This is a genomic window from Pseudoalteromonas sp. S3776, from assembly GCF_005886915.1.
Lineage (GTDB): Bacteria > Pseudomonadota > Gammaproteobacteria > Enterobacterales > Alteromonadaceae > Pseudoalteromonas.
The window spans coordinates 22,645-47,933 of sequence record NZ_PNCU01000025.1; the positions used below are offsets into that span (position 1 = coordinate 22,645).

At 42.2% G+C, this 25,289-nt stretch carries 23 protein-coding genes; 4 read left to right on the plus strand and 19 right to left on the minus strand.

Annotation, left to right across the window (positions count from 1 at the left end; translation table 11 throughout):
• Window position 1: 1 nt before the first annotated feature.
• From fabZ to rpsB, 12 genes are all read right to left on the minus strand, one after another.
• Window positions 2–454, minus strand: a complete 453-nt coding sequence (fabZ, locus tag CWC16_RS11295) for a 3-hydroxyacyl-ACP dehydratase FabZ (protein ID WP_055018255.1) — start codon at window positions 452–454, stop codon at window positions 2–4.
• Window positions 455–481: 27 nt separating this feature from the next.
• Window positions 482–1,504: a UDP-3-O-(3-hydroxymyristoyl)glucosamine N-acyltransferase gene (lpxD, locus tag CWC16_RS11300; RefSeq protein ID WP_055016161.1), complete on the minus strand. Its 1,023-nt coding sequence runs from the start codon at window positions 1,502–1,504 to the stop codon at window positions 482–484.
• Between the two features lie 7 nt (window positions 1,505–1,511).
• The gene (locus tag CWC16_RS11305) at window positions 1,512–2,030 is read right to left on the minus strand and encodes an OmpH/Skp family outer membrane protein (protein WP_055016162.1); all 519 of its coding nucleotides are present in this window, start codon (window positions 2,028–2,030) and stop codon (window positions 1,512–1,514) included.
• 11 nt (window positions 2,031–2,041) lie between these two features.
• Entirely contained in the window at window positions 2,042–4,513 is a 2,472-nt protein-coding gene (bamA, locus tag CWC16_RS11310) for an outer membrane protein assembly factor BamA (RefSeq protein ID WP_055018260.1), read from the minus strand.
• 102 nt (window positions 4,514–4,615) lie between these two features.
• Window positions 4,616–5,968, minus strand: coding sequence for a sigma E protease regulator RseP (gene rseP / locus CWC16_RS11315; RefSeq protein WP_055016163.1), 1,353 nt, complete (start codon window positions 5,966–5,968; stop codon window positions 4,616–4,618).
• A 1-nt stretch (window position 5,969) separates the two neighbouring features.
• A complete protein-coding gene (gene ispC, locus CWC16_RS11320; protein WP_138541624.1) occupies window positions 5,970–7,175 on the minus strand; it encodes a 1-deoxy-D-xylulose-5-phosphate reductoisomerase in 1,206 nt (401 codons plus the stop codon).
• Window positions 7,172–8,038: a phosphatidate cytidylyltransferase gene (locus CWC16_RS11325; protein WP_138541625.1), complete on the minus strand. Its 867-nt coding sequence runs from the start codon at window positions 8,036–8,038 to the stop codon at window positions 7,172–7,174. Before CWC16_RS11325 ends, ispC begins: the two co-directional genes overlap by 4 nt.
• Window positions 8,039–8,059: 21 nt before the next feature.
• The gene (gene uppS, locus CWC16_RS11330) at window positions 8,060–8,839 is read right to left on the minus strand and encodes an undecaprenyl pyrophosphate synthase (protein WP_138541626.1); all 780 of its coding nucleotides are present in this window, start codon (window positions 8,837–8,839) and stop codon (window positions 8,060–8,062) included.
• Between the two features lie 81 nt (window positions 8,840–8,920).
• Window positions 8,921–9,478: a ribosome recycling factor gene (gene frr / locus CWC16_RS11335; protein WP_055016167.1), complete on the minus strand. Its 558-nt coding sequence runs from the start codon at window positions 9,476–9,478 to the stop codon at window positions 8,921–8,923.
• A gap of 13 nt (window positions 9,479–9,491) precedes the next feature.
• The gene (pyrH, locus tag CWC16_RS11340; RefSeq protein ID WP_055016168.1) at window positions 9,492–10,241 is read right to left on the minus strand and encodes a UMP kinase; all 750 of its coding nucleotides are present in this window, start codon (window positions 10,239–10,241) and stop codon (window positions 9,492–9,494) included.
• Between the two features lie 159 nt (window positions 10,242–10,400).
• Window positions 10,401–11,252 carry a translation elongation factor Ts gene (tsf, locus tag CWC16_RS11345; RefSeq protein ID WP_055016169.1) on the minus strand — a complete coding sequence of 284 codons (852 nt, stop codon included), beginning with the start codon at window positions 11,250–11,252 and terminating at the stop codon, window positions 10,401–10,403.
• A 98-nt stretch (window positions 11,253–11,350) separates the two neighbouring features.
• On the minus strand, window positions 11,351–12,079 hold the full coding sequence (rpsB, locus tag CWC16_RS11350; RefSeq protein WP_004586918.1) for a 30S ribosomal protein S2: 729 nt from the start codon (window positions 12,077–12,079) through the stop codon (window positions 11,351–11,353).
• A 238-nt stretch (window positions 12,080–12,317) separates the two neighbouring features.
• Here rpsB and map point away from each other — a divergent pair, with 238 nt between their 5' ends.
• From map to CWC16_RS11370, 4 genes are all read left to right on the plus strand, one after another.
• Window positions 12,318–13,136: a type I methionyl aminopeptidase gene (map, locus tag CWC16_RS11355; RefSeq protein WP_268795581.1), complete on the plus strand. Its 819-nt coding sequence runs from the start codon at window positions 12,318–12,320 to the stop codon at window positions 13,134–13,136.
• A gap of 69 nt (window positions 13,137–13,205) precedes the next feature.
• On the plus strand, window positions 13,206–15,824 hold the full coding sequence (gene glnD, locus CWC16_RS11360) for a [protein-PII] uridylyltransferase (protein WP_055016170.1): 2,619 nt from the start codon (window positions 13,206–13,208) through the stop codon (window positions 15,822–15,824).
• A 9-nt stretch (window positions 15,825–15,833) separates the two neighbouring features.
• A complete protein-coding gene (gene dapD, locus CWC16_RS11365) occupies window positions 15,834–16,661 on the plus strand; it encodes a 2,3,4,5-tetrahydropyridine-2,6-dicarboxylate N-succinyltransferase (protein WP_055016171.1) in 828 nt (275 codons plus the stop codon).
• Between the two features lie 280 nt (window positions 16,662–16,941).
• Window positions 16,942–18,972 (plus strand): BCCT family transporter, encoded by a 2,031-nt coding sequence (locus CWC16_RS11370; RefSeq protein WP_138541627.1) that lies wholly within the window; start codon window positions 16,942–16,944, stop codon window positions 18,970–18,972.
• A gap of 92 nt (window positions 18,973–19,064) precedes the next feature.
• Here the strand turns inward: CWC16_RS11370 and CWC16_RS11375 are convergent, their stop codons facing one another.
• The 7 genes from CWC16_RS11375 to pspB all read right to left on the minus strand — a co-directional run bounded on the left by CWC16_RS11375 (window position 19,065) and on the right by pspB (window position 25,261).
• Window positions 19,065–19,409 (minus strand): 4a-hydroxytetrahydrobiopterin dehydratase, encoded by a 345-nt coding sequence (locus tag CWC16_RS11375; protein WP_055016173.1) that lies wholly within the window; start codon window positions 19,407–19,409, stop codon window positions 19,065–19,067.
• A gap of 38 nt (window positions 19,410–19,447) precedes the next feature.
• Window positions 19,448–20,245 (minus strand): phenylalanine 4-monooxygenase, encoded by a 798-nt coding sequence (phhA, locus tag CWC16_RS11380; protein ID WP_055016174.1) that lies wholly within the window; start codon window positions 20,243–20,245, stop codon window positions 19,448–19,450.
• Window positions 20,246–20,482: 237 nt separating this feature from the next.
• Window positions 20,483–21,664, minus strand: coding sequence for a methionine gamma-lyase (megL, locus tag CWC16_RS11385; protein WP_055019465.1), 1,182 nt, complete (start codon window positions 21,662–21,664; stop codon window positions 20,483–20,485).
• Between the two features lie 458 nt (window positions 21,665–22,122).
• Complete coding sequence (locus tag CWC16_RS11390; protein ID WP_138541628.1) at window positions 22,123–23,151, minus strand: TIGR01620 family protein; 1,029 nt, start codon at window positions 23,149–23,151, stop codon at window positions 22,123–22,125.
• Window positions 23,148–24,572 (minus strand): YcjX family GTP-binding protein, encoded by a 1,425-nt coding sequence (locus tag CWC16_RS11395; RefSeq protein WP_138541629.1) that lies wholly within the window; start codon window positions 24,570–24,572, stop codon window positions 23,148–23,150. The genes CWC16_RS11390 and CWC16_RS11395 overlap by 4 nt, the downstream gene beginning before the upstream one ends.
• 57 nt (window positions 24,573–24,629) lie before the next feature.
• Entirely contained in the window at window positions 24,630–25,031 is a 402-nt protein-coding gene (gene pspC / locus CWC16_RS11400) for an envelope stress response membrane protein PspC (protein WP_138541630.1), read from the minus strand.
• On the minus strand, window positions 25,028–25,261 hold the full coding sequence (gene pspB, locus CWC16_RS11405) for an envelope stress response membrane protein PspB (protein WP_004586907.1): 234 nt from the start codon (window positions 25,259–25,261) through the stop codon (window positions 25,028–25,030). The genes pspC and pspB overlap by 4 nt, the downstream gene beginning before the upstream one ends.
• Between the last annotated feature and the right edge of the window lie 28 nt (window positions 25,262–25,289).

The following is a 25,289-nucleotide window of genomic DNA, read 5'->3' on the forward strand; positions in this document are numbered from 1 at the left end:
ATTAAAACTCTCTTCTCGCACACATAATTTCGGCACTACATACTACTTTGCCGTCGACTCTTGCTTCAGCGGCAAATTTCCATATATTGCGACGCTCTTTTAAAAACTCTACATGTAAATGCATAGTATCGCCTGGTACTACAGGCTGCTTAAAACGCGCATTATCTACTGCAGCAAATAAGTAAAGCTCATTATCGCCACGGTTTTCAACGGTTTTAAAACCAAGTAAACCAGTTGCTTGCGCCATTGCCTCTAATATTAGCACACCTGGGAAAATTGGCTGGTTTGGAAAGTGACCAGTAAAAATCGGCTCATTAACTGTTACGTTTTTAATCGCATGTAGTTTTTCGCCTGGTGTAAAATCAATAACACGATCAACTAAAAGCATCGGGTAGCGATGGGGTAATAAACTTAAAATTTCTTGAATATCAAGGCTATTTAATTCGTTTGCCAAAATAGCATCCTTATTTGTGTTCAACGTTTATGACTTAGCCAATGCTTCAAGCGCTTTAAGACGAGCTTTCATGTCTGAAAGATTACGCAAGTGAGCAATTGATTTACGCCATTCTTTATTAGTTGTATGGGGCATACCAGATGAGTAAATACCCGGCTCGGTGATCGATTTAGTCACCATACTCATGCCGGTAATTATAACACCATCACATACTGACATGTGACCATTAATTGCTGTCATCCCGCCAATTTGGCAGTTTTTGCCTATGGTGACACTGCCAGCCAGTACAGTACAACCTGCAATGGCAGTACCCGAGTTAACTTCAACGTTGTGTGCTATTTGACATTGGTTATCAATGATTACATTGCTATGTATAATCGTGTTATCAAGTGCGCCACGGTCAATTGTTGTGCTTGCGCCCACTTCAACCTTGTCACCAATAATCACAGAGCCTAGCTGTGGTATTTTAACCCACTGCCCGCGCTCGTTTGCATAGCCAAATCCGTCACTGCCAACCACCGTATTTGCTTGGAACAAACAATCAGCGCCAATTTCAACATCGTGATAAATAGTTACACTCGGCCAAAGCTTTGTGCCAGAACCTATTTTAACACGTTCGCCAATAAAACTGTTCGGACCAATTTGTGCATTATCACCAATAACAGCGCCGGCTTCTATCACTGCATTTGCACCAATAGCTGCGCTTGCACTTACTGTTGCACTTGGGTGAATAGTGGCACTGGCATGAATACCCTGCTGCGCCGATTGCGGGGTTGTATCCATAAATTGTGCAAGCTTTGCGTAACTTACATACGGATTGCCAACAATGATTTTTGCGCCATTAAAATACGGCGCATCGGCTTCGCTAAGAATAACTGCGCTGGCTTGCGTGGTTTCAAGCTGGGTGCGATATTTTGAGTTCGCTAAAAATGCAATATGCCCAGAACGGGCATTTGCAAGTGTAGCTATTTTTGTAATTTCTAAAGCGCCATCACCTTGAAGCTCGGCGCCTAGAAGTTCCGCAATATGCGAAAGCGTATAATTTTGCATAGAGTGATTATTTCTTACTAACTGCTGATACAACTTTGCTTGAAAGATCAGTTACTTCTTTAGGGTTAAAGTAAATAGTTGTGTCTTTAACTTTAACTTCATCGAAGTCGCCATCTTTAGCAATTTCTTCAATTGTTTTAATGATTAAACCTTGAACCTTAGCAAGCTCTTGGTTTTGACGTGCTTTAATTTCTTGCTCTAAAGGACGGCCTTTTTCAGCAAGGTTTTTTTGCATGCCTTGGATTTTATCGCGTAATGCATCTTTTTGAGCTTGGCTCATAGTAGTGCTTTCACGCTTAAATTTTTCTGCTTCAAAGCGGATATCGCCTTGTAGTTTTTCCAGCTCTTGACGACGCTCAGCAAACTCAGTTTGTAAAGACTGCTCAATTTTAGCCATTTGAGGAATTTGCTTGTAGATCTCTTGCATATCAACAATGCCTACTTTGTGAGCGAAAGCACTTGCAGAGGTGCCCATCATTAATGTTGCTAACACGGCTACTGCTGTTGATTTAAATAATTTTTTCACAAAAAACTCCTTTAGAAAGTGTTACTAATATTAAAGCTGATGGTCTTTGTATCGTCATCTTCTTCTTTTTGCAATGGATACGCAAAACTAATCAGCATTGGACCCATTGGAGAGATCCATTGTAAAGATAAACCGGTCGATACCCTAAAGCGCATAGGATCAGAGTAATCGTCTAACTTAGCACGCTCATCTGGCGCTAAGTTTTGGAAACGGTCAACGTTAAATTCAGTATCCCACACGTTAGCAGCATCTACAAAGAAACTGGTACGTACAGAGCTGGTGTTTTCTTCATCTAAGAACGGCGTAGGTACAATTAGCTCCATACCTGCAACCGCTTTTGCATTACCACCGATACGCCCTTGTGGTACTAAAATATCAAACTCTTCTGAGCCACCAATACTACCGGTTGTAGTCCCATCAGCATTTGGAGTACCTGGAATTGATAAAGGAATACGCGATACAGCACGAGGTAATATTGTATTACGGTCAAAGCCACGTAGTTCCATTTCAGTTATACGGAAGTACTCTTGGAACGGCAGTGTTTGCTCATAGCCATTAGTCGACCCATAGCCATTACCGTAACCAAGCGCTGCACGTGTTGAGAACACCCAACGGTGGTCATTAGAAATAGGCCAGTAAAAACGCGAATCATAGTTCAGTTTAAAGTACTGAAGATCTGAATTAGGCGTTGTGGCTGTTAAATTTAATGTTTGGCGCGAACCCGCTGTTGGGAATAAACCACGGTTAACGGTAATACGCGACCAACCAACGCTTAGCTCATATTTAGTAAAGTCAAAGCCAGCATCTGGGTTTTCTTCATCTAAGAAGGTTTCGCGAAGTACACGTGTTTGCTCGTACTCAGCAATTTCTGATAGTTCTTCTTGAATCCAACGTACACCAAAGTTAACACGGTTTACCGCATCAATTGGGAAGCCAATGTTGGTACCAATACCATAACTTGTTGACTTATAATCTACTAAACTAAATTTACTGGCATCGTAGTTGTTGTAGAAAATACTGCTGCCTTGCGATACGCCATCTGGCGTAAAGTAAGGGTCAGTGTACGACAAGCTAATGCTTTCAGAACCTGTCGAGGTATTTAGATTTAAGCCAATTTGGTTACCCGTGCCTAAAAAGTTAGATTCGGTGACACCAATATTAAACTGCAAACCTGCATATGAACCATATGCTAAGCCCGCATTAAAGCTACCTGCCGATTGCTCTTTTACCGTAAAGTCTACATCAACTTGGTCATCCACACCCGGTACTGGTACTACGTTAAAATCAACAGTTTCCATGTACGGTAAACGTTGGATTTGCAGTTTTGAGCGCTCAAGGTTTTGATTGGATAACCATGCACCTTCAAGTTGTGTCATTTCGCGGCGAACTACTTCATCAGCGGTATTTTGGTTACCACCCACAATAATACGGCGAACGTATACACGTTTACCCGGATTTACCGACAGCGTAAGTTGCACTTCTTGTTTTTCATCGTCAATTTCTGGAATTGTACGAACTTCGGCATTGGCATAACCAAAGCGCGCTAAATAGCTTTTTATAAATTCTTCAGATGAAGTAACTACAGAGCCGTTATACAGCTCACCGGCGCGAAGTGGAATAACGCTTTTGATTAGCTCTTCTCGGCCAAGTAAATCACCGATAAAGTCAAAACCTTTAACCGTATACTTAACACCTTCAGTTAAGTTAGCCGTTACATACACTGACTCTCGCTCAGGGCTTACTGATACTTGCGTTGAATCAATATTAAAACGTAAGTAACCACGGTCCAGATAAAAACTACGGATTTTTTCTAAATCGCCTTCAATGGTTTGTTTTTGGTAACGGTCGCTACCCATAAACTGCCACCATGGTAAATCTTGTTGCGATTCAGCAAGCTTTAAAAGCTCTTCGTTAGAGAATAATTCGTTACCTACTAAGTTGATTTGACGAATAGAGGCGGCTTCGCCTTCGTCAAATTCTAGCTTAAGCTTTACACGGTTACGTGGCAGCTTAGTTACGCTAATATCAACGGTGGCGTTGTATTTACCAATACTGTGGAAAAACTCAACTAAGCCCTTTTCGATATTATCGATAACAGTTTTATCAAGTGGTTCACCTTGGCGAATATCTTGCTGATCGAGTGATTCGTTAAGCTGCTCATCTTTTATATCTTTATTGCCTTCAAACTCAATAAAGCTAATAGTAGGACGCTCAGTAACTTTGAAAATAACGTTATTACCATCGCGTAACGCTTTGATGTTGTCAAAGTGACCTGAACGATAAAGTGACTTTATTGTTTTTGAAATCGTATAGTCATCAACGTTATCGCCCACATTGATAGGAACATGCGTAAGTGCTGCACCAAGTGCTACACGTTGCAAGCCTTCAATTTTTAAATCTTCAACAATAAAGGAGTTTTGGCCTAGGGCTGCAAAGCTTGCACCCAATAAACTTGAAACTGCCAAATGTTTTTTTATAGCCATTTTATTATCTTTATCCTTTACAACTGTATTACCGCTTAACATCAAAACTAATAGTTAGTGATGCTTACAATCGTGTTCTAATTAGTAATTGTCACGCTGTAACTACAAACGCGATACATCATTGAACAAAGCGAAACATGTTAAAAATATGAGCAGCAAGGCGCCCACTTTAAAACCAAATTCTTGTGTCTTTTCAGAGACCGGCTTTTTACGGAAAAGTTCAATTATGTAATACATTAAGTGTCCACCATCAAGCACTGGCAGAGGCAATAAATTAAATACACCTAAGTTAACGCTAATTAGCGCTAAAAAGCTTAAAAAGGCAACTAGTCCGTAGCTTACGCTAGTTCCTGCCCCAACTGCAATGCCCACAGGACCACTTAAATTTTTAACCGAAACCTGACCTGTAATTAAATTACCAATCATGTCAAAGCTAAGCGTTATAAGGCGCCAAGTCTCTTGAGTACCACGAGCAATACTATCAAGCGGACCAAAGCTTCGGGTCTCAACATAGCCCTCAGGCCAAGGCTGAACAACCGGCGCAACGCCTAAAAACCCTTGCTCAACACCTTGTTCATTAATACGCGATTTAGGCGTTACTATTACGCTATTTATACTATCTTGTCTTTTTACACTAAATTGTAAAGATTTGTTAGCCGATTGCGTAATAAGATTAACTAATTGCTGCCAATCGCTTATTGTTTCACCATTTACGGCGATAATCGTATCGTTAACTTGTAAATTTGCCACTTCGGCAGCAGAGTTTTTAGTAATAGCCGCAATCGTTAATGTGGCTTGGGGTCTAAAGGGGACAATACCTAACGAACTCAGTGGTGGCACATCTTGTTTATCAAGCTTCCAACCTTCGACGTTGAGTATTTTTGTTTGCTCTTGGTAGTTCTGATTACGCACAACAACGGGCACGCTTTGTTCACCTAAGCTCGACATAAGTGCAAACGTTGCATCTTGCCAAGTAGTAATATCATCACCGCCAATTTTAATGATTTGCTCTGAGGGCATAATGCCCGCTTGCTCTGCACGGCTTCCTTCGGTAATGCTACCTACCACAGGTTTTACCGACTGTACGCCCACCATATACATAGTAGCAAGTGCTACAATGGCGAATAAAAAGTTTGCCAACGGCCCGGCGGCAACAATCGCTATACGCGCCTGAACAGATTTAGCGTTAAATGATAAATGACGCTCACTTTGAGGTACTTCATCAACACGCTCATCAAGCATTTTAACGTAGCCACCCAGTGGGATAGCAGCTATTACATATTCTGTATTATACTTATCGTGCCATTTTATAAGTGGTTTACCAAAGCCGATTGAAAAGCGCAGTACTTTAACGCCCATCTTACGGGCAACCCAGAAGTGTCCATACTCATGAATAGCAACTAAAATACCTAACGCTAAAATAAACGAGCCAAGGTTCCAAAAAAAATCTAACATATTAATGAATCACTTTTGTTACTAGCTGCGCCGCACGTTCACGGGCTAATTTGTCACACTCTAAAATGTCTTCCAAACTTTGTACGTTCGTAAATGTCGCATCGTCGAGTGTTTGTGCATTAATTTTATAAATGTCAGTAAAGCCAATTTGACCTTTTAAAAATGCCGCAACAGCAATTTCGTTTGCCGCGTTAACGGTGGTAGTTGCACCTTGCCCGGCACTGCACGCATTAATAGCGAGTTGTAAATTTGGATAACGGTCGAAGTCGGGCTTAGTAAACGAAAAATCACAAAGATCCGAAAAGTTTAGTGGCTTCACCCCAGCATCTATCCGCTCAGGATAAGCAAGCGCATGGGCTATAGGCGTGCGCATATCAGGGTTACCCATTTGCGCTAAAATAGAGCCATCGTGGTATTGCACCATAGAATGAATAATACTTTGCGGGTGGATCACCACATCAATATCGCGGGTGTCACAATTAAATAGCCATTTAGCTTCAATAAATTCAAGCCCTTTGTTCATCATGGTAGCTGAATCTACCGATATTTTTTGCCCCATAGACCAATTTGGATGCGCGACGGCTTCGCTAACTGTTACATCTTTTAAGGTGTTTATATCGCGCGTTAAAAATGGACCACCGGAGCCGGTAAGTAAAAGTTTGCTTACGCCATTTTCTTGTAAATTTTGATCAGCATTTGCGTTTTGAAGTGAGTGAGGTAAGCACTGAAAAATAGCGTTGTGCTCGCTATCAATGGGTAACAATGTGGCTTTGTGCTGTTTTACCTTATCAATAAACAATTGTCCTGACATAACCAACGATTCTTTGTTGGCCAGGAGTACTTTTTTACCGGCCTCAACAGCACTTAGTGTAGGCAGTAAACCGGCAGCGCCCACAATAGCCGACATAACGGTATCTACATCGGGGTGCGCACATAAATCGCTCATAGCCTGCTGTGAATGCATTACTAAGGTTTGGCACGGCGTATTATTTAAATAAGACGATAGTTGCTCTGCAGCGCTTTGTGTAGCCATAACTGCATATAACGGCTCATGCTCAATACACAGTTCAGCCATTTTTTTAGCATTGTTGCCTGCTGTTAAAGCAAATACGTTAAATAACGTTTTATTTCTTGCGACTACGTCTAATGTACTTAAACCGATTGAACCTGTGGCGCCTAAAATAACAAGTTGTTGCTGTTGGCTCATAAACTCAAGGTCCATGCATAACACATTACAAACATAGGTGCTGCAGCAGTTAAACTGTCGATTCTGTCTAAAATACCGCCATGCCCAGGTAAACAGCGGCCGCTGTCTTTTAGGCCTGCTTCACGTTTAAACATACTTTCGAGCAAGTCACCAACAGCCGAAAATAAAGCAATAAATGCGGTCATTAAGGCATAAATAGGCCATACAGAAAAGTCCACACCGGTAAAGTGACAAAATGCTAAAACAAATATAATTGATGCAACCACACCGCCGGCTAGGCCTTCGATGGTTTTGTTTGGGCTTACCTTTGGCATTAACTTGTGCTTACCAAAACTTTTACCTGTAAAGTAAGCCCCTACATCGGCACTCCACACAATACCCAGTACAACTAAAATCAGTACCGAGCCAAAATGCGTTGATTCAGCGTATTGGGCGCTGCGTAAGGTGTTAAGTGCTAGCCAAAGAGGAACCAAGGTAAGCAACCCTGCAATACCACGCATTACTAAGCCTTCGTTCCATGCTTTAGCCATAGCTGGGTAGCGCCAAATTAAATAACTGGCCACAATCCACCATGCAAACGAGAGCGTAAACAGGTAATTAGCATCACCAACCAACTGGCCGTTTTGCCACAAAGACTCTATTGACCAATGTAAATTTAATAGCGCCAATAAGGCGGCGACTAACACGACAAATGCGCCGCGCTTTAATTTTCCACACAGGCCCATAAATGCAGACCACTCCCACGCGCCAAGTAAAACAATAATACCGGCGAAATAACTAAACAGTGTTAGTGGAGTATAAAAAACCAAGGCTAGCGCTAACGGCGCTAATACAACCGAGGTTAAAATTCGTTGTTTTAACAAAATTGTGACCCTTATTCTATTTTAGGTTTGAGCGAGTAATTGTTTTATTTGTTCGCCCGTACAACCAAAACGTCTTTCTCTGGCAACGTAACACGCAATGGCCTCTGCAAATGCGGCTTCGTTAAAATCAGGCCAAAGAGTGTCGGTAAAGTAAAGTTCCGCGTATGCAGCTTGCCATAGTAAAAAGTTACTAATACGAACATCACCACCCGTGCGAATTAATAAATCCGGCTCGGCTTGGTCTGCCATGCTCATATGCTGTGCTATGCGCTCTTCTGTAACATCCTCAGCCTTGAGTTGTCCGTTTTCAATTTGTAATGCAAGTTGCTTTGCTGCATTTACCATATCCCATCTACCGCCATAATTAGCGGCTACATTTAAATGCAAACCGGTGTTATCTGCTGTTAGCTCATGCGCAGCGTTTACTTTGCTACGTAAACTTTCAGAGAATCGTGATAAATCTCCAATAATGGTCAGTTTTACATTATTTTTATGAAGCTTTTTGACTTCCTTTGTTAAAACAAACAAAAAAAGCTCCATTAACGTGTTTACTTCGTCTTCGGGGCGGCGCCAGTTTTCACTACTAAAAGCAAATAAGGTTAACGATTGTATCCCTAATTTAGTACAAAACTGAACAGATTGACGAACTGCGTCCACGCCTTTTTTATGCCCGAACACACGAGGTCTATTTCTAGCTTGTGCCCAACGCCCGTTACCATCCATGATGATGGCAACATGTTTAGGTAAGCATTGCTGTGAAATTGTGTCAGCGTCTAGAACCATAAATATTGAGTATTCCATAAAAAAACGCCGCCTAGTATACCCTAGACGGCGTTTCAAAACTAATATATTTCATAACCTACATTGAGGTTATTTAGCTGCTTAGATTTCCATCAATTCAGCTTCTTTAGCAGTTAATTGCGTATCCATTTCTTTAATGAATTTATCTGTAAGCTTTTGAATTGTATCTTCTGCTTGACGCGCTTCATCTTCAGAAATTTCTTTATCTTTTAATAACGATTTAATATCGCCGTTAGCATCACGACGAATGTTACGCACAGCAACACGGCCGCTTTCTACTTCGCCACGTACAATTTTAATCAAATCTTTACGACGCTCTTCTGTAAGCGGAGGAAGTGGCACACGAATTACCGTACCTGCAGACATTGGGTTTAAACCTAAGTCAGACGCCATAATTGCTTTTTCTACAGCTTGCGCTAAAGACTTATCGAATACGCCAATAGCTAGAGTACGAGAGTCTTCAATTGTTACATTAGCCACTTGGTTAAGTGGCGTATCAGCGCCGTAGTACGATACCATGATACCGTCTAATATTGCCGGATGAGCACGGCCCGTACGGATTTTTGATAATTGACTACCTAATGCTGCTACACTTTTTTGCATGCGCTCTTGCGCATCTTTTTGAATATCGTTAATCACGGTTTAATCCTAATTATTTGATTACTTCATCTGAGGCTTGTGAAGAGATAAGCGTGCCTTCTTCTTCACCCATAATTACGCGTTTTAACGCGCCTGATTTATTCATGTTAAATACGCTCAATGGCATATTATGATCGCGAGCGAGTGTAAACGCCGCTAAATCCATTACTTTTAGTTCTTTATCAATGATTTCATTGTAGCTTAAATGACGATAAAGCGTGGCATCTGGGTTTTTAACCGGATCATCACTGAATACGCCATCAACCTTAGTGGCTTTAATTACCGTGTCGGCTTCAATTTCAATACCGCGTAAACACGCAGCAGAGTCAGTGGTAAAGAACGGGTTACCTGTGCCTGCTGAAAAAATAACAACGCGGCCAGATTTCAATAAGCTAATTGCTTCGGCCCAGTTATATGCGTCACACACGCCGTTTAGTGGAATTGCCGACATTAAACGACAATTAACAAATGCACGGTGTAGCGCATCACGCATTGCAAGGCCATTCATTACCGTTGCAAGCATACCCATGTGATCGCCCACTACGCGGTTCATACCAGCCTCAGCTAGCGAGCCACCACGTAAAAAGTTACCACCGCCGATAACCAAACCCACTTCTACGTCAAGCTCTACCAGCTCTTTAATCTCTTGAGCCATACGATCTAATACTTTAGGGTCGATGCCGAAGCCTTCGTCTCCCATTAAAGCTTCACCACTTAATTTAAGAAGAACACGTCTAAAAATAGGTTTACGATTGATAGTCATAGTATTGGGGCCAACTTTTTATTGAATTATGGGTAAAAAATAACCGCGCTTATGATAAACATAAAAGCGCGGTTATTTTAAAGAATTTCTAAGCGTGACGCAAAAGCAAATAGTACTTTAATGGCATCTAATTTCCTTATGCATCACAAATAGTTAATCTTACTCGCCTTTAGCAGCTGCAATTTGAGCAGCAACTTCAGCAGCAAAATCTTCTTCTTTCTTCTCGATACCTTCACCAACTTCTACACGTGCGAAGCTAGTAACTGTTGCGTTTTTCTCTTTAAGAATTTCGCCAACAGATTTTTTAGGCTCCATGATGAAAGCTTGACCAGTAAGAGAAACCTCACCAGTAAATTTCTTCATGCGGCCAACAACCATTTTTTCAGCGATTTCAGCAGGCTTACCTTCGTTCATCGCGATGTCGATTTGTACTTGCTTTTCTTTTTCAACAACGTCAGCAGGTACATCTTCAGGCGTTAAGTACTCTGGGTTTGACGCAGCAACGTGCATTGCAATGTGCTTAAGAGTCTCTTCATCAGCAACACCTGCAACAACAACACCGATACGCTCACCGTGACGGTATTCAACAAGTGTTTCACCCGTGATGTACTGAAGGCGACGTACGTTGATGTTTTCGCCAATCTTAGTTACTAGCTCAACACGGTCTTCTTCAAACTTAGCTTGTAAGTCTTCGATAGTGATTGTTTCAGCGATAGCAGCGTCAGCAACTTTGTTAGCAAATGCTAAGAAGCTTTCGTCTTTTGCTACGAAGTCAGTTTGACAGTTAACTTCTACAAGTACTGCAACACCATCGTTTTTCTTGATGATGATAGTACCTTCAGCAGCAATGTTACCTGCTTTTTTAGCAGCCTTTGCAGCACCGCTCTTACGCATGTTTTCAATCGCTAACTCGATGTCGCCATCAGTTTCAGTTAACGCTTTTTTACAATCCATCATGCCAGCGCCAGTACGCTCGCGTAATTCTTTAACTAGGGCAGTAGTTACAGCCATTAGTAAATCCTCAAATCAGGTATTAGATAAGCGGGTAAACCGCTCTACAAGAATAGCAAGTCTTCACCTTAAAAAGATGAAGACTTGATGACAGCTAATTACTCAGCTTCTACAAAGTCGTCTTTCTCAGCTTGAGCAACGATGTTGTTCTCACGACCTTCAGTGATAGCAGCTGCAACAGAGCTAGTGTAAAGGTTGATTGCACGGATAGCATCATCGTTACCAGGTACGATATAATCAACACCGTCTGGGTTAGAGTTAGTATCAACGATTGCAACAACTGGAATACCTAGGTTGTTAGCTTCACGGATAGCAATGTGCTCGTGATCAGCATCGATAACGAAGATAGCGTCTGGAAGGCCACCCATGTTTTTGATACCGCCAAGGCTCTTTTCAAGCTTTTCCATTTCGCGAGTAAGCATTAACGCTTCTTTCTTAGTTAACTTCTCGAAAGTACCGTCTTGGCTTTGCGCTTCAAGGTCTTTAAGACGCTTGATTGACTGACGAACTGTTTTCCAGTTAGTTAACATACCACCTAACCAGCGGTGGTTAACGAAGAACTGGTCGCTTTGTAAAGCAGCTTCTTTAACTGCTTCGCTTGCTGCGCGCTTAGTACCAACGAAAAGAACTTTACCTTTGTTTGCAGCAGCACTTGATAAAAACTTAAGTGCGTCGTTGAACATTGGTACTGTTTGCTCAAGGTTGATGATATGTACACGGTTACGTGCGCCGAAGATGAAAGGCTTCATCTTAGGGTTCCAGTAACGTGCTTGGTGACCAAAGTGAACACCAGCTTGAAGCATATCGCGCATTGAAACGTTTGCCATTTTGTAAATCCTCTATGTAGTTTAGGGTTAGGCCTCCACATATCCCATAGCACCAACACCGAAGTATTTAAACTTCAAATGCACCCAAGTGTATGTGACGATACGTGTGTGTGTTAAAATAAAATTGTGTTTGCCTTAAATACAAAAAATCATTTAAGAATTTATTTGTAAAAAGACGGCGCGCTTTATACCATATTAAAATTAAATACTCAACGTCGCGTGCAAAATTTGTGCGACGATAAATGTTAAAAAATGCAACTTTGGAGCCTCAATGAGCGCTGTGATCAAGACCCCTGAAGAAATTGAAAAAATGCGTGTAGCCGGGCGTTTAGCGGCAGACGTACTTGAAATGATTGAACCACATGTAGTGCCGGGTGTGACTACTGATGAGCTAAATACAATTTGTCATGATTATATTGTAAATGTGCAAGATGCTATCCCTGCGCCGTTAAATTACCACGGTTTTCCTAAGTCGGTATGTACCTCTGTAAATCATGTAATTTGTCATGGCATTCCAAATGACAAACCGTTAAAAGATGGCGATAGCGTCAACATTGATGTCACCGTAATTAAAGATGGATACCATGGCGATACCTCTAAAATGTTTCATGTAGGTACACCTAATATTCAAGGTAAGCGTCTTGCACAAGTAACACAAGAAAGCTTATACCTTGCTATAAAAATGGTAAAACCTGGTGTGCGTTTAGGCGATATTGGTGAAGCAATCCAAAAATACGCTGAGAGCTTTAATTACTCTATTGTACGTGAATACTGCGGCCACGGTATAGGTAGCGAATTCCACGAAGAGCCACAAGTAATGCACTACGGTAAAGCAGGTACTGGCGAAACCCTTAAAGCGGGTATGTGTTTAACAATAGAGCCAATGGTTAACGCAGGTAAGCGCCAGTGTAAACTTTTAAAAGATGAGTGGACTGTTGTTACACGCGACCGTAGTTTGTCTGCACAGTGGGAACATACCTTATTAGTGACTGAAAATGGTGTTGAAATTTTAACGCTGCGATCGGATGATACTATCGACAGGATTATCGAACACTAATAACAAAACCACAGCATATGATAAGTACAGCTTGTTATATGTGAAAGGTTCAATAAGGAGCCAGCCCACGTGGCATTACCCAACAAAGTAAAAAAGTTGCTTAGCGATGCTGAGCAGCTGAGCGATTATCGCGATTGTTCTAGCTATTTTTATAAGTGGTTACATAACGAATTCTCTAAGCAACCAGTTGGTAATTTAATTAATGCCCGGGCAGAGTTTATAGACCGCCTGCTAATTAAACTGTTTCACGTTTACGATTTAGCTCATGAACCTGATCTAGCCCTTATTGCTGTGGGCGGTTACGGGCGTGGCGAGTTACACCCCTACTCCGACATTGACTTTTTATTGCTCGTTACGCAACCGCCTAGCGAGCAAATCTGCGAAAAAATAGGCCAGTTTGTTACCATGCTTTGGGATCTCAACCTTGAGATAGGCCATAGTGTGCGTACCATTGAACAAGCCATAGAGCAAAAGCGTGAAGACGTTACCTTTGCCACCAGCTTGCTTGAAAGTCGCCTAATTTTTGGTAACCACATTGAGTTTGAAAAACTCAAAACACATATTATCGAGACCCCCGTTTGGCGCTCCGGCGAATTTTTTGTGGCCAAAGTACAAGAGCAAAACTTACGTCATAAAAAATGCCATGGCACAGCGTATAACCTAGAGCCAAACATTAAAGAAAACCCAGGTGGACTGCGCGACTTGCAAACCATTATTTGGGTTGCTAAAAAGCACTTTAGAGCCGAAACCTTACAAGAGCTCATTAACCACGGCTACTTAACGCATGAAGAGTTTCAAGAGCTTTCAGAGTGCCTAGAAAACCTTTGGAATATTCGCTTTGCATTGCATTTAGCCGCTGGGCGCTCAGAAAACCGCTTACTGTTTGACCACCAACCCAACGCCGCAGAAATACTCGGGTTTGGAAGTGATGGTAAAGCGTCAGTTGAGCGTATGATGAAACGCTTATTTAGAATAATGAGCCGCGTACGCGAGCTTAATCAAATGCTGTTATCTTACTTTGAAGAAAGTATCATGCCAGAGAGCAGCGAAGCACCAGTAATTGAGTTAGACAAAGACTTTGAACGTGTTGGCCACCAAATAAGGGTTAAAAACCCATCGGTATTTTTTAGACGCGATCAACTGTTTGTTTTGTTTGAGCATATTGCCGACAATCCCGAAATTACGCATATTTACCCAAGTACTATTCGTACCATTAGGCAAGTACGCAGGCGCCTATTAGGTGATTTACAAGATTATGCGGCATGTCGCGAAGCATTTATGCGTATTGTAAAACACCCAAACGGCATGGGCCGCGCATTTACGCTCATGCACAAGCACGGCATGTTGGCCGCCTATTTACCACAGTGGCGTAATATATTTGGGCAAATGCAGTTTGATTTATTTCATGCCTACACGGTAGATGAGCACACCCATAAATTAATCAATAATATTTACCAATATTTTGATAAATCTAAAGTGAGCGAGTTTCCTATTTGTAGTGAAATAGTAACCCGTATGGATAAGCCCGAGCTGCTTTATTTAGCGGGTATTTTTCATGATATTGCGAAAGGCCGTGGGGGCGATCATTCAGAGCTTGGATCGGTTGATGCTATTGCTTTTTCTAAATTGCATGGTTTCCCCTCATCTGATGGCAAGCTTATTTCGTGGCTCGTTGGTAACCATTTACTTATGTCGGTTACAGCACAACGTAAAGATATAAATGACCCAGGTGTAATTAAAGACTTTGCATCACGGGTAAAAAATGAGCGCCAGCTCGACTACCTCTATTGTTTAACCGTTGCCGATATACGCGCTACCAACGATAATTTATGGAATGATTGGAAAAACACGTTACTGCGCGAACTCTACCTGCATACTCAGCGCGCATTGCGCCTAGGGCTTGAAAACCCAATGGATCAACGCGACCAAATACGCGATAAAAAACACCAAGCTAAACAGCGCTTACTTAATTTGGGCTACCTAGAAAACCAAATTGATTTAATTTGGAGCCGCTTTAAAGCCAATTACTTTACTGCCTTTAGCGAGCAGCAAATATCATGGCAAAGTGAACACCTATTAAAATGCGCAGACTTGAGCCTACCCAGTGTCATTGTTTCTGATAAAGCAATGCATGGTGGCACGCAAGTGTTTGCTTATAGCCCCTACTCTGGGCCGTTATTCGCTCGCTTAGTTAGCGTAATTGGTTCTAAAAAGGCGCAAATACAACACGCGCAGGTGCTTACAACTAAAGATGGCTACGCCCTATTTAACTTTGTAATACTTGAAGTGAGCGGCGACCCTATTGCAAGTAGCCGTGCTCAGTCAATTAAACGTGGGCTTGAGCAAGCACTGAACGAGCCACGTAAAAAAATACGCTTTAAAAAGAATCGCTCGCAACGATTTAAAGACTTTAATATTAAACCCAAAATTGTACTGCGCCCGCACGCGCGTAAAGATCGCAGCCTAATAGAAATTCAAGCTGTAGATATACCCGGTTTACTAACCAAAATTGCCGAAGTTTTCCAAGCGCATTTATTGCACATTCACGCTGCCCGTATCACAACGGTAGGTGAACGTGCTGAGGATTTCTTTGTCGTATCAAATAACGAATACCAAGCGCTGACTGATGAAGAGCAAGCCAAAATTCATCAGGCATTACGTAAAAAATTCAACGCCGAAACAGAATAAGGACACACCATGTCAGATTTAAAAACGATGATAGAAAACGCGTGGGACAACCGCGACAACATTAGCCCAAGCACCGTGTCTAGCGATGTTAAACAAGCTATTATCGATGCACTAGAACTACTAGATAGCGGCGCTGCCCGCGTTGCTGAAAAAATATCAGGCGAATGGGTTGTACACCAATGGCTTAAAAAAGCCGTTTTACTGTCGTTTCGTATTCGCGACAACCAACCAATGAACGACGGCGTAAATCAGTTTTACGACAAAGTACCGCTTAAATTTAGCGACTATACGCCGGAGCAGTTTCAGCAAGGCGGTATGCGCGTAGTACCCAATGCGGTAGCCCGCAAAGGCAGCTTTGTAGGTAAAAATGTGGTACTTATGCCATCGTACGTAAACATTGGCGCATTTGTAGACGAAGGCACCATGGTTGATACATGGGCCACAGTGGGCTCGTGTGCACAAATTGGTAAGAACGTACATTTATCGGGTGGTGTTGGCATAGGCGGCGTTTTAGAGCCACTACAAGCTAACCCAACCATCATTGAAGACAACTGTTTTATTGGCGCACGTTCTGAAATTGTTGAAGGCGTAGTCGTAGAAGAAGGCGCTGTAATTTCAATGGGCGTTTACATCAGCCAAAGCACCCGTATTTACGACCGTGAAACTGGCGAAATTCACTACGGCCGCGTCCCAGCAGGCGCAGTAGTAGTACCAGGCGCACTCCCATCAAAAGATGGCACCCACAGCCTGTACGCTGCAATTATCGTGAAAAAAGTAGATCAACAAACACGCGAAAAAGTAGGCATCAACGCCCTACTACGCTCAATTGATGATTAAAAGAAGCTGTAAGCGTAGGTTGGGTTGAGTGAAACGAAACCCAACGATACTTTAAAGTTAAGTATATAAAAAGCTCTAAGCCCTTTGGGTTTAGGGCTTTTTGTTTAAATTAGAGTTTATCTCTCAAATAACTAAACTGTTGGGTTTCTCTGTGCTCAACTCAACCTTAAATCAAAGCAATATACGCATACAAACAAACGACTGAATTAGCCAACACACCAAAGATATAATAAGGTAGTAAAGCATACTTGAAAGTTAGCAATTAATATTAAGGATTAATATGACAAAAACTGCTTTACGCTCAACTATTTTGCTACCGGTATTTTTGCCCGCGGTATTTATTATTCTGCTTTTGGTCATTGGTACAAGTAGCAACCCTGAACTGGCAGGGCAAGCATTCAGTGTCGCCCTCAAGTGGATAACAGAAACCTTTGGCTGGTTTTATATGTTATCAGTTGCCATCTTCTTAGTTTTCATCGTTTGTGTTGCCGCCTCCAGCTGGGGAAATATCAAGCTGGGCCCTGATCATGCACAGCCGCAATACAGCTTTGGTGAATGGTTTGCCATGCTATTTTCGGCCGGTTACGGAGTCGCATTACTTTATTTTGGTGTAGCAGAGCCCGTACTCCATTACGCATCTCCGCCCGCCGGCGCCGCAGAAACCGTTGATGCCGCTAAGCAGGCTATGCAAATTGCGTTTTTTCATTGGGGTTTTCATATATGGGCAATCTATGGGATTGTTGGTTTAGTGCTTGCTTACTTTGCATTTCGCCATGGTCTTCCGCTGTCTATTCGCTCAGCCTTGTATCCACTTATTGGTGATAAAATATATGGTCCTATTGGGCACACTGTTGATGTGTTTGCCATATTAGGCACGCTATTTGGTATTGCCACAACATTAGGGCTGTCGGTTACTCAAATTAATGCAGGGTTACACTACTTATGGCCAAGCATCCCTATTAATACCACGGTACAAATTACCGCTATTGTTATTATTACTGCAGCGGCAACATTTTCTGTAGTGGCAGGTATGGATAAAGGTGTGAAGCGTTTATCTATAATAAACATGGCACTTGCCCTATCGTTAATGGCCTTTGTGTTTTTTATTGGCCCGACTATTCATATTCTTGAATCGTTTTTACAAAATACCGGCAGCTACCTCAGTGGTATTGTTGAGCGTACTTTTAATTTACAAGCCTATAGCCGTAGTGATTGGATTGGTAACTGGACTCTATTTATATTTGGCTGGACTATAGCGTGGGCCCCCTTTGTTGGTATGTTTATCGCTAAAATTAGCCGCGGACGAACCATTAGGCAATTTGTAGTTGGCGTGATGCTAGTTCCGACTATTTTTACCTTTTTATGGTTTTCTGTATTTGGTGATACCGCTCTAAATTTAATAATGAATGAAGGGTTTAATACTTTAATAACCGATGTTCAAGCAAACCATGCCGTTGCATTATTTCAATTATTTGAAGTGCTACCTTTATCGTTTATTATTTCGCTACTGACGGTTATTTTAATCATTACCTTTTTTGTTACATCATCTGATTCGGGCTCGTTAGTTATTGACTCCCTCGCCTCTGGCGGGAGTATAGATACGCCTGCATGGCAACGAGTGTTTTGGGCTGTGCTTGAGGGCGCCGTAGCCGCTGTTCTATTAGTAGCGGGTGGGCTTAGCGCGCTACAAACCATGACCATAGCCAGTGCCCTACCCTTTGCTATTATTATGCTTATTGCAACTGCAGGACTTTGGCGCGCACTTACCATTGAAGGGCACCGCGATACGAGCTTACAAGCACATGCGCTCAATAGCCGCAATGTTAACCTATCACATTGGAAGCGCCGATTAGCCGCTATGGTTAATTACCCTAATAAGGAAAAAGTGCATACTTTCATTAGTAGTGCGGTGGTACAAGCAATGCAAGCAGTCCAAGCAGAATTAAAAGCACGCCAGTGGCATGCAGAGGTCGATTTTGATTCTGACTTAGGCCGCGCCCATTTAACAGTACTACGCCATGATCATGTTGATTTTGTGTATGATATCCGGCTCACTGAGCACTCAATGCCAAGCTTTGCCTACACAGAGCTAAAGCCTGATGGTGATAACACCGAGATGTATTACAAGGCAGATGTTTTCTTGCGCCGCGGTGGCTTATCTTACGATGTATATGGCTACAGTGAAGATGATATTGTGAAGGACATTCTTGATCAATTTGAGAATTACTTACACTTTTTAGGTAATAGCCCAGGGGAACTTCCGTGGGATATGGCCGAACACGATGACATGTTAAATAGCGAAAAACCTTAAATAAGCGCTTTATTTAACTACGTAATTTTGTTGCAATAAAAAAGCACTTATAAAAATAAGTGCCTTTTTAATCTGCTCAATTAATTTTTTAATTACAGCGCGTTAAATACGTCGTCTGTTTTAGCTGCGCAAATAAAGTCGTTTTTGTGTAGGCCTTTAATTGAATGGCTCCACCATGTAACCGTTACTTTGCCCCACTCGGTTAATAAACCTGGGTGATGGCCTTCATCTTCTGCCATATCGCCTACTTTGTTAGTAAACGCCATAGCTTGCTTAAAGTTTTTAAACTTATAAACACGCTCTAGCTGCATGATGCCGTCGCGTACCTCGGGTACCCAGTCTGGGATTTTAGTAATTAATTGTGCAAGCTCTTCGTCAGATACTTTTGGTGCATCTACGTGGCAAGCTTCGCATTTTTGTTCACTTAATGAAGACATTTTAAATCCTTACTTTAGCGTTTCTTTTTAAATTAAAGTTAACTGGCTAATTTTTCTTTTGGTGGAAATTTTGGGTCGTGCAAACCAAGCGCTTTAGCTTGCTCAACCAAAGACATAATGTCCATTTGCGATATATCAAACAGATCATGAATCGAGTTAATGGTGTAGTACTGTGGTTGCATAATATCAATACGGTACGGCGTACGCAGCACATCAATGACGCTCATGGGCGTTATCTCTGGTGTATCTGAATACACGTATTGCGTTTCACCCGGGCTTGATAAAATACCGCCGCCATAAATGCGTAGGCCGTTTTCGGTTTGCATTAAACCAAACTCAACCGTAAACCAATACATACGCGCAAGGTACACGCGATCTTTTTTCTGCGCTGCGTACCCTAATTGGCCATATTTGTGTGTGAATTCGGCAAAGTCAGGGTTGGTTAACATGGCGCAGTGGCCAAATATTTCATGGAAAATATCTGGCTCTTGAAGGTAGTCAAACTCTTCACGGCTACGAATAAACGTGGCTACCGGAAATTGTTTGTTTGCCAACAACCTAAAAAACTCATCAAAATCGATAAGCGCAGGCACAGGCGCTACTTGCCAACCAGTAGAGGCAAGAAGCACTTCGTTAAGCTCGCTTAACTGCGGTATACGATCCAGAGGTAGGTTTATTTTTTTAAGCCCCTCCATATATTCATCGCACGCTTTGCCTTCTATGCACGCAAGTTGGCGTGCTACAAGCTCAGACCAAATTTTATTTTCTTCTTCGCTCCAATGTATAACACCATTTTCATCAGGTGTTTTAGAGGTGTACTTACTTGCTTTAGCCATAATAACCTTCTTGGGGTTAAGCCCTAAATGTGTGTCAGTGTGATACTCAAGATGAGTGAATATCTAATGCAGCCATACTATGCAAAAGTGAAGAAAAGTTTAATAGTTAAGCGTATATCGACATTTGGCACGATCACCTAAACTGTAAATTTAAAATTACAGCAAAGGAACGAATAGTAAACACCTCCATTTATAAAGGCCTTAAAAGCCAAATGTACCGTATACAATTAAATACACTTAACCAATTTTAGTAAAAGCTTGGTTTAAATCACTAATAATGTCGTTAACATCTTCAAGCCCTACTGAGAGCCTTATTAAGCCATCACTTATGCCTGCGGCTGCTCGCTCCTCGGGTGTATAAGGCGAGTGAGTCATTGATGCAGGGTGTTGAATAAGCGTTTCAGCATCACCTAAACTTACAGCAAGCGTGCAAAGCTTCATGCTATCAATAAACTGCGCTCCCTGAGCAAGGGTGCCTTTAATTTCAAATGCAATAACGCCACCTGCAGCTTTCATTTGATTGCCTATGTATTTGTTACCAGGATGCGATTTAAGCCCGGGGTAATAAACAATATTAACCTGTGGATGCGCCTCTAAATATTCGGCAACCGTTTGCGCGCTTTGGCAGTGACGCTCCATGCGTATGGCTAAGGTTTTTAAGCCGCGGTTTATTAGCCAAGCGTCGTGCGGGCTTATGGTGGCACCAATATCTTTAAGTACTGTCATTTTTATTAAGGTAATGTGCTCTTGCGTTCCGCACACAAGCCCGGCTACTACATCACCATGGCCGTTTAAATATTTGGTGGCGCTATGCATAATAATATCTATACCGTACTGCTTAGGTGATTGCAGTAATGGTGTTAAAAAGGTGTTGTCGACCACACTTATTAAATTGTGCTCTTTTGCAACTGCGCCAATCAGTGCCAAATCAATAACCGCCATAGTGGGATTAATTGGCGTTTCTACAAATATCATTTTTGAATTAGGTTTAATGGCAGCGCGGAGTTCGTCTTCGCAGGTCATATCAACAAACGTGACTTCTATTCCCCAGCGCGGCAACATATGTGCAAAAAACGCGAATGTACAACCGTACAACGCACTTGATGCAACAAGGTGATCGCCCTGCGATAAAAAGCTTAATACCGATGCCGAAACAGCGCCCATACCTGTAGCCGTTGCCGCTGCAGCTTCGCAGCCTTCTAACTGTGCTACTTTTTGCTCAAGTTCGGTGGTGGTTGGGTTACCTAAGCGGGTGTAAATATAACCTGGCTCTTCGCCTGCAAAACGAGCAGCGCCTTGTGCGGCGTTTTCAAAATGAAAGGTAGAGGTTTGATACAAAGGTGACGTGAGTGCGCCGTGCGGATCGTTTGCTTTTTGTGGGCCATGAATACATTGGGTATTAATATGATGCTTGCTCATTGTGGGATCTCGTTTTTATTATGTGTGTCAATTACATAAATAAAACGCACCGCAGTTTAAATCACAAGCATGCCGGATGCTCAGACGGCTATTTGTGCAAAAACCGCTCAGCGCGGTTTTGTACACAAATATTGCCACGCTGTTTTAGGGTCTGTTGATCTTTGCGGGTTAAAACTTGTTCAAACTAGGGGCTATTTAATCGCGGCGCGAGGTTTGTAACCTAGTGGGCTCGATAACTGCTCCTGCGTTATTCTAATGACTTACATCCATGTAAGAATAAGTAAAAACCGAGCAACAAAGAGTAAATAGCCCCTAGGAAGAACCCTTTGGGCAGCGCCTGTTTGGCATACATGCTACGTTATCGCCCAATTATGGGAAATAACCACACTACATAGGCTCTGCCTTACCTAAATACCAAACAGACTGCTGCAAGTTTAACCTTAAAAGTTCAACAGACCCTATCGCGTTGGCTCGCCCTTTTTTCGGTTCATAATTTTACTGGCGATACTTTGCACTGTGCCTTTTAACAAGCTGCGTTTATTTTCAAGCCTTGGCAGTGGGCGGCTAAGCTCCATTGCTTTGTAACCAATACGCGCTGTAAAAATACCAGCGCTTACACCTTGTGCAGCACGCCCCGAAAGCTTGCCTAAAAGCTCAGCACTTAACGCTGTGGCTGCTAAATCAGATACAAGCTCAGCACTACCTACAAACATCACTTGTTTTATTAGCATACGGTAGAGCTTAATGCGGCTTGCGTAACCAAAACCAATGCCATAAATTTTACCAATTTGCTCAATTAACTTAGTACCGCGCCAAAGCACCGCCATCATGTCCACCAGCGCAAGCGGGCTTAGGGCAACAAGCAAGGCTGACTCTGTCGCAAAGCGGTTTATCAGCTTTTTAGCTTGCGTGTCTTGGGTTATAAGTAAGCTATTGGCGTAAAGGGTCATTATTTCTTTATCGCTATGATGGGTAGCTACTTGGTTTTTAAACGCCTCGAAGTTGTCGAGCTGTTGGTGCTTGTTTAGCTTTTCAAGCCAAGGTAATGCGCCGCCTACTTGCTCACTATTTAAAAGCCTATCGGCTTCATGGCGGTGTAACTGATTGCGCTTTAAACTGCGCAGCATTCTGTATTCGCGCCAGAGCATGCGCCCAATTAATAGCACACCACTTACCACGGCTGTTAAATAAACGCCGCCTAAAATTACCGATTGCTGAAATGCAAATACTAACGAATATGCAAACTCAAGTAGCACTAACACTAAAAAGCTTATAGCAAACACCCCTTTAAGCGTTTGCCACTTAGATTTTTTATATACCGGCTCTAGGTCTATTTCTTCATCAAGAAGTTCTTCTTCAGGCTCTTCAATGTAATCACTTTGACCTTGAGTAATTATTTTTGCAGGGGCAAGCGTTGCCTCAACCTGCTCATCAGCTTGGGTATCAATTCGCCTACCCGCCTGAAATGTTTGCTGTGTGTCGTTCATGATAATTTGTCTCCTAACAGATACTGCATCACATGATCAAGGCGAATATGTTTAAGTTGCTTATCGGGGTTTGGCATAGGTGCAAACGATAAAAACTCAAAGCCCTGCGCTGGCCACTCATTTTTATTAAGCATGCGCTTTGGTGGCTGTGGAGGTAAATAAGTAAGCCAGTCTTGCTCGTTAAGTGGTTTGCCATAAATACAATCTAACGTTTGGCCTTTATCGGCCACTTGGCGCGGCTGCGTTGCAGCAATTGACGACATAGCCATGGTTTCTATTTGTACACCGTCAAACTTTAAGTGATTACTTTGCTCATGCACGAGTGAATCCAGCAGCAGTGCTAAGTCTTTATGATGCTTAGCACTGATATGATCTGACTTATTAGCTGCAAAGAGTATTTTATCTATGTTGGGTTTAAATAAGCGCTTAAAAAAACCCGACTCGCCGTAATTAAAGTGAGCAAGTAATTGGTTTATAACACTACTTTGTTCTTGGAGTGTTTCGTGGCCTTCGTTTAAAGCACTCAGTACGTCTACCAACACAATTTGGCGGTCAAAGTGTTTAAAGTGCTCATTATAAAATGGCTTAACCACTTCTTTTACATAGGCGTTAAAGCGCTTAATTAAATGCGCTAAGTTAGAGCCAGGCACTACCTCATCACTTTTTTTATGCTGTGCATTTACTGGAAAAAACAATAACAGCGGCGCACCTTGTAAGTCGCCGGGCATAAGCATTCGCCCAGGTTGTAACATGGCAAGCTTAGTATCTTTTTTAAGCCCTACCAGCATACTTTGATAAAGCGCTGCAATGCGTGCAAGTAAGCTTTCATCTACAGGGGCATTTAAATCAAGCTGTTCAAGCGCGTTTATAAATTCAGTAGAGGCGTTTACACGCGGGTAATGTAGTAACAGCGGGTATTGTTGCTCGCACCACTGGCTATAGCTTTGCTCAAGCATGGGTAAATCAAGTAGCCATTCACCTGGGTAGTCAATAATATCTAAATACAGCGTAGATTGCGGCGAAAAATGTCCACGTAACCCTGAGGCACTTTGGTATTTAATGGCCAAACGCAGGGTGTTAATACGCTCGGTTGATGCAGGCCATGTAGGCTCCCCATCACTTGGGAGTAAGGCATTAAGCGCCCGCGGATAGTCAAACGTAGGCACTTTTAATGCCTCTTGCGGTACCACTTTAGTGGCTATGTGGCGGTGCTCTCGCATTACATCAAAAAACGGTAGGTTTTTATCATCACTTTGTGTTGTAAGGTGCTTAACAAGTGCAGTAATAAACGCGGTTTTACCACTACCACTTAGGCCGGTTACGGCCAATTTTACGTGTTGATCTAAACTACGATGAAGGGCTTTTTGGGCTGAACCTTTAATGCTTTTAAAGGTTTTTTTTGCAAATGAAGTGCTACTCATAATGGGCTAGCACTTCATTGATGCTGTTAATCACCGAACAAAGTGCTATTAAATCCTTTAAAGTTTGTTGATTTCACGGCTAACCGTAAATTCGCTTGAAGTAACATGGCGCTCCATATCTTGAAGGCGCGTGTCTATTCGCGCTAAACGCTCTTTTAAGTCTTGCAAAGCGCGGCGCGGTGGCTCGCCTTTTTGCCAAACTTTAAATTTAACCTCTAGCGGATCGTCAGTTTTAGTTGAGCTACTTGTATGTATAGTTGTGGGGTCTTTTTTATCTAAAATAAACCACGCTGCAATATACGCTACCACAAATAATGGGCCACCCGTTAGCAGTACCGCACTAACAAAAATAATGCGAACTAACCATAACTCCATATTAAAGTAGTCACTTAATCCCGCACATACACCGGCGATTTTACCGCGCTGTGGGTCTCTTAATAATTCGCGTTTGGCACTCATACTTTGCGTCTCCATTGTGGTGACTCTTGATCGAGTAATGCTTCAAGGGTTTCTACTCTATCAGCCATTTTTTCGGCCTTGTGGGCAAGTTCCAATAACTGGCGATGTTCATGCTCACTTAACCCTTGGCTCACTTGCTTTTTGCTCCGGTAATGTAAAATTAACCACAGTGGCGCAACAAAAATCATGAACAAGATAAAGGGTGCAATTAGTATCTCTGGATCAAACATAATCCTCTCCTGACAATCCGTATTCGAT

What these genes read in the sequence shown, in the direction of transcription:
- pspB (WP_004586907.1), bottom strand. Translation starts at nt 25,261, where the DNA reads ATGTTTGATCCAGAGATACTAATTGCACCCTTTATCTTGTTCATGATT.
- lpxD (WP_055016161.1), bottom strand. Translation starts at nt 1,504, where the DNA reads ATGCAAAATTATACGCTTTCGCATATTGCGGAACTTCTAGGCGCCGAG.
- CWC16_RS11390 (WP_138541628.1), bottom strand. Translation starts at nt 23,151, where the DNA reads ATGAACGACACACAGCAAACATTTCAGGCGGGTAGGCGAATTGATACC.
- rseP (WP_055016163.1), bottom strand. Translation starts at nt 5,968, where the DNA reads ATGTTAGATTTTTTTTGGAACCTTGGCTCGTTTATTTTAGCGTTAGGT.
- rpsB (WP_004586918.1), bottom strand. Translation starts at nt 12,079, where the DNA reads ATGGCAAACGTTTCAATGCGCGATATGCTTCAAGCTGGTGTTCACTTT.
- bamA (WP_055018260.1), bottom strand. Translation starts at nt 4,513, where the DNA reads ATGGCTATAAAAAAACATTTGGCAGTTTCAAGTTTATTGGGTGCAAGC.
- megL (WP_055019465.1), bottom strand. Translation starts at nt 21,664, where the DNA reads ATGAGCAAGCATCATATTAATACCCAATGTATTCATGGCCCACAAAAA.
- CWC16_RS11375 (WP_055016173.1), bottom strand. Translation starts at nt 19,409, where the DNA reads ATGTCTTCATTAAGTGAACAAAAATGCGAAGCTTGCCACGTAGATGCA.
- tsf (WP_055016169.1), bottom strand. Translation starts at nt 11,252, where the DNA reads ATGGCTGTAACTACTGCCCTAGTTAAAGAATTACGCGAGCGTACTGGC.
- CWC16_RS11370 (WP_138541627.1), top strand. Translation starts at nt 16,942, where the DNA reads ATGACAAAAACTGCTTTACGCTCAACTATTTTGCTACCGGTATTTTTG.
- dapD (WP_055016171.1), top strand. Translation starts at nt 15,834, where the DNA reads ATGTCAGATTTAAAAACGATGATAGAAAACGCGTGGGACAACCGCGAC.
- pyrH (WP_055016168.1), bottom strand. Translation starts at nt 10,241, where the DNA reads ATGACTATCAATCGTAAACCTATTTTTAGACGTGTTCTTCTTAAATTA.
- ispC (WP_138541624.1), bottom strand. Translation starts at nt 7,175, where the DNA reads ATGAGCCAACAGCAACAACTTGTTATTTTAGGCGCCACAGGTTCAATC.
- uppS (WP_138541626.1), bottom strand. Translation starts at nt 8,839, where the DNA reads ATGGAATACTCAATATTTATGGTTCTAGACGCTGACACAATTTCACAG.
- phhA (WP_055016174.1), bottom strand. Translation starts at nt 20,245, where the DNA reads ATGGCTAAAGCAAGTAAGTACACCTCTAAAACACCTGATGAAAATGGT.
- CWC16_RS11395 (WP_138541629.1), bottom strand. Translation starts at nt 24,572, where the DNA reads ATGAGTAGCACTTCATTTGCAAAAAAAACCTTTAAAAGCATTAAAGGT.
- pspC (WP_138541630.1), bottom strand. Translation starts at nt 25,031, where the DNA reads ATGAGTGCCAAACGCGAATTATTAAGAGACCCACAGCGCGGTAAAATC.